The 4,506-nt window shown below is 74.2% G+C and carries 1 protein-coding gene; it reads left to right on the plus strand.

Going from position 1 to position 4,506, the window contains the following annotated elements:
- Positions 1–4,506: SDR family NAD(P)-dependent oxidoreductase (locus AWZ10_RS37740; RefSeq protein ID WP_159058506.1), on the plus strand; the 4,506-nt coding region annotated here is incomplete at both ends.

The following is a 4,506-nucleotide window of genomic DNA, read 5'->3' on the forward strand; positions in this document are numbered from 1 at the left end:
CACCGTGTCGCTGACGGATGTGGCCGCCACGGCCGCGCTGCACCGCACCCACTTCGACACCCGCGCCGCCGTCCTCGCCGCGTCGGCCGACGAGGCCGTGGCCGGACTGCGGGCGCTGGGCGACGGCACCTCGCATGCGGGTCTCGTACGGGGCGAGGCGAGCGGCGACACCGGGCTCGGTGTCCTGTTCACCGGGCAGGGCAGCCAGTACGGCGGTATGGGACGGCGGTTGTACGACACCTTCCCCGCCTACCGGGCCGCGTTCGACGCCGTGTGCGCCGCCGTCGACCCGCACCTGGAGAGGTCCCTGGCCGAGTTGGTCCTCTCCGACGGAGAGGAGCGTGACGGCGCCGGCGCGCTGATCCACGAGACCCGGTACACCCAGCCCGCGCTGTTCGCGCTGGAGGTCGCCCTCTACCGGCTGTGGGAGTCGTGGGGTGTCACCGCGACGGCCGTGGCGGGGCACTCCGTCGGCGAGTTCGCCGCCGCCCATGTCGCGGGAGTGCTGAGCCTTCAGCACGCGGCTCGGCTCGTCGTCGCCCGCGGTCGTCTCATGCAGTCCTGCCGCACCGACGGCGCGATGGTCTCCGTCGAAGCCGGCGAGGCCGCGGTGCTCGACGCGATCGGCGACCGTGCGGGCATCGGCATCGCCGCCCTCAACACCCCGACGCAGACCGTCGTCAGCGGTGACGCCGACGTCGTCACCGCCCTCGCCGAGCACTTCGCGGGGCAGGGGCTGCGCACCCACCGGCTGACCGTCTCGCACGCCTTCCACAGCGCGCACATGGACGCGATGCTCGACGAGTACGCCGCCATTGCCGCCACCTGCGACTACCGGGCGCCCGCGATCCCGCTGGTGGACACCCGCACCGGCACCTGGCACCCGGCCGGCACCGCTGACGGTGAGGGGATCCGCTCGCCGGAGCACTGGGTGCGCCAGGTCCGCGAGGCGGTCCGGTTCACCGACGCCCTCGGCACGCTCGCGGAGCACGGTGTCCGGCGCTTCCTCGAGTGCGGCCCGGCCCCCGCGCTCACCCACATGGGCACGCAGACGCTGAGCACCGGTCACTTCACGCCGAGCATGCGCAACGCGGCCAAGACGGGCGAGAGCACGGCGGACGAGGCCCGTACGCTGCTGGCCGCGCTCGCCCGGCTGCACACGGCCGGTCACCGTGTCGACTGGACCCGCGCCCCGCTGCCCCGCTCGGTCCGCCCCGCGGAGCTGCCGACGTACGCCTTCCAGCGCACGCGTCACTGGAAGGAGCCGACGTCCCGCACGGACGTGCGCGGATCGGGTCTGGGGCAGGGCAGCCATCCCTGGCTGCCCGCGACGGCGGTGCTGGCGGGCGGCGACGGACATCTGCTGTCCGGTAGCGTCTCCGCGGCCGAGCACCCCTGGCTGGCCGACCACGCCGTGTTCGACTCCGTGCTGCTGCCCGGCACCGGCCTGCTGGACCTGGCCTGGGCGGCCGCGCACACCGTGGGCGCCGCACGCGTCGCGCACCTCACCCTCGCCCGGCCGCTGGTCCTCGACGGTTCCGCACGGACACGGCTCCAGGTGCGCGTTGGTGAGCCGTCGCAGGAGGGACAGCGCGCGATCACCGTCTACAGCCAGCCCGAGGATGCCGTCGACCAGCAGGTGTGGACCCTGCACGCCGAGGGGGAGCTGGACGACGTCCGGGTTCCGAGCGGCGATGCGTTCGCCGAGCTGAGCGCCTGGCCGGTACCCGGTGCCGACGGCGTGGAGCTGGGCGGCTTCTACGACGGGATGGCGGCGAAGGGCGTCCGGTACGGGCCTGCCTTCCGCGGCCTGACGGAACTGTCCCGCCGGGACGGCGTCGCCTACGGGCGCATCGTGCTGCCGGACGGTGACACCGCCGGCACGAGCGGGTTCGGGGTGCACCCGGCGCTGTTCGACGCGGCCCTGCACACCCTCGTGGGCACCACCCGGGGCGAGCAGGACGCGGACAGCGAGACGGTGCTGCTGCCGTTCGCCTGGACGGACGTCACGCTGTACGCGACGGGTGCCACCGAGCTTCGGGTGCGTGTCGAGCTGGAGCCGTCCGGCGAGGGCGGCGAGACCCGCGCGTCGGTGCTCCTGGCCGACGGCACCGGCCGGCCGGTGGCATCGGCACGCGGCCTGCGGTTGCAGCGGGCGAGCGCCGAGCAGCTGCGGGCCGTCGGGCGCGACACCGACCATCTGTACCGGGTGGAGTTCCAGCCGGTGGAGGCGGAGACACTGACCGCGTCCGGCGCGGGCGATGCTGCCGGCACCCTGGTCCTCGGTGACGGGGAGGGGCTCGTCGCACGGTCCTTGGACGCCCCGGCCTTCGCGGACCTCGACGCGCTCCTCGCCGCCGACCCGGCGCCCCAGCGCATCGTGGTCGACCGCACACCGCGGACGTCCGGCACCGCCGGGCCGTCCGCGGCCGAGCGGGCACACGCCACCGCGATCGGTGAACTCGCTCTGGTTCAGCGGTTGCTGGCGTCGCCGGCGCTGGTCGACACCGAGGTCGTGTGGGTGACCGGCGACGCGGTCAGCACCCGCCCCGACGACACGGTCGCCGCACTCGGCACCGCTCCGCTGTGGGGTCTGGTCCGCTCGGTGCGGGCCGAGAGCCCGGAGCGGACGTGGCGTCTGGTCGACGTCGCCGCGGACGCCGCGGTCCCGGAGCTGCTCGCGGCGGCGCTGGCCGTCACCGGTGAACCGGAGGTGGCACTGCGCGGCGAGATGGTGTTCGTCCCGCGTCTGGCACGGACCGGTTCCGGCAGCACGGTGCGGGTGCCGGACACCGGGGCGTGGGCCCTGGACGTGCGGGAGAAGGGCAGGCTCGACACGTTCGAGGCCGTGCCCCTCGACACGGCTGAGCCGCTCGGCCCCGGCGAGGTCCGTGTCCAGGTGCGCGCGGCCGGCCTGAACTTCCGTGACGTGCTGAACGCGCTGGACATGGTGCACGCCCCGAAGTTCGGCCTCGAATGCGCCGGTGTCGTGCTGGAGGCCGGTGCGCAGGTGAGGCATCTGCGGGCCGGTGACCGGGTGATGGGCCTGGCCGTGGGGTCGTTCGGCACCGAGGTCCGGGCCGATGCCCGGGTCATGACCCGCATCCCCGACGGCCTGTCGTTCGCCGAGGCGGCGACGGTGCCGCTGACCTTCCTGACCGCCTACCACGGCCTGGTCGACCTGGGCAGGCTCCAGGCGGGCGAGAAGATCCTCGTGCACGCCGCCGCCGGTGGCGTCGGCATGGCCGCCGTCCAGCTCGCCCGGCACTTCGGCGCCGAGGTGTACGGCACTGCCAGCACCGGCAAATGGCCTGCCCTGCGCGCCATGGGCCTCACCGACGACCGCATCGCCTCCTCTCGCGACACCACCTTCGCCGACACCTGGCACGACGTGTCCTTCGACGTCGTCCTGAACTCCCTCGCACGCGAATTCGTCGACACCACCCTGACGATGCTCACCGGCGGCGGCCGCTTCCTCGAGATGGGCAAGACCGACATCCGCGACGCCCACCAGGTCACCACCGACCACCCCGGCGTGCACTACCGCGCCTTCGACCTCATGGACAGCGGCGCCGACCGCATCCAGGAGATGCTCCAGGAAATCAGCGCACTCCTGGCCGACGGCACGATCCACCCGCTGCCCCTGCACGCCTACGACGTCCGCGAGGCGCCCAGCGCGTTCCGGTTCATGGCTCAGGGCCGCCACACCGGCAAACTCGTCCTCACCCTGCCCCGGCCCCTGGACCCCGACGGCACCGCTCTCATCACCGGCGGCACCGGCGCACTCGGCCAGGCTCTCGCCGAACACCTCATCCGCATCCACGGCATCCGCCACCTCGTCCTCACCTCCCGCCGCGGCCCCGACACTCCCGGCGCCGACAGCCTCATCACCCACCTCACAGCCGCAGGCGCCACCACCGTGCGCATCGTCGCCTGCGACGTCAGTCGTCGCGACGACGTCGCCGCCGCCGTGTCCGCCGTGTCCGCGGACCACCCGCTGACGGCGGTGGTGCACCTGGCCGCCGTCCTCGACGACGGCATCGCACGCAACCAGAGCGCGGAGCGGATGGCCGCGGTCCTCGCGCCGAAGGTCGACGGGGCGCTCCTCCTGCACGAGCTGACCGCCGGTCAGGACTTGGCCGTCTTCGCGCTGTTCTCGTCGGTGGCAGGCACGTTCGGCTCCCCGGGGCAGGTCAACTACGCGGCGGCGAACGCCTTCCTGGACGCCTTCGCCGCCTACCGCCGCACCCGCGGGCTGCCGGGGCTCAGCCTCGCCTGGGGACTGTGGGACCAGGGCGGAGCGGGCATGACCGCGCACCTCGGCGAGGCCGAACTGGCCCGGATGCGCCGCGGAGGGGCCCGGGCCCTCGGTGTCGACGAGGGGCTCGCGCTGTTCGACGCCGCCCTGCGCCGGCCCGAGGCGCAACTGGCGCCGGTCCGGCTGGACCTGGCGGCGCTGGCGCAGCAGGAGGACGTGGCGCCGCTGCTGCGCTCCCTGGTGCGGCC

Source organism: Streptomyces europaeiscabiei (genome assembly GCF_001550375.1).
Lineage (GTDB): Bacteria > Actinomycetota > Actinomycetes > Streptomycetales > Streptomycetaceae > Streptomyces > Streptomyces europaeiscabiei.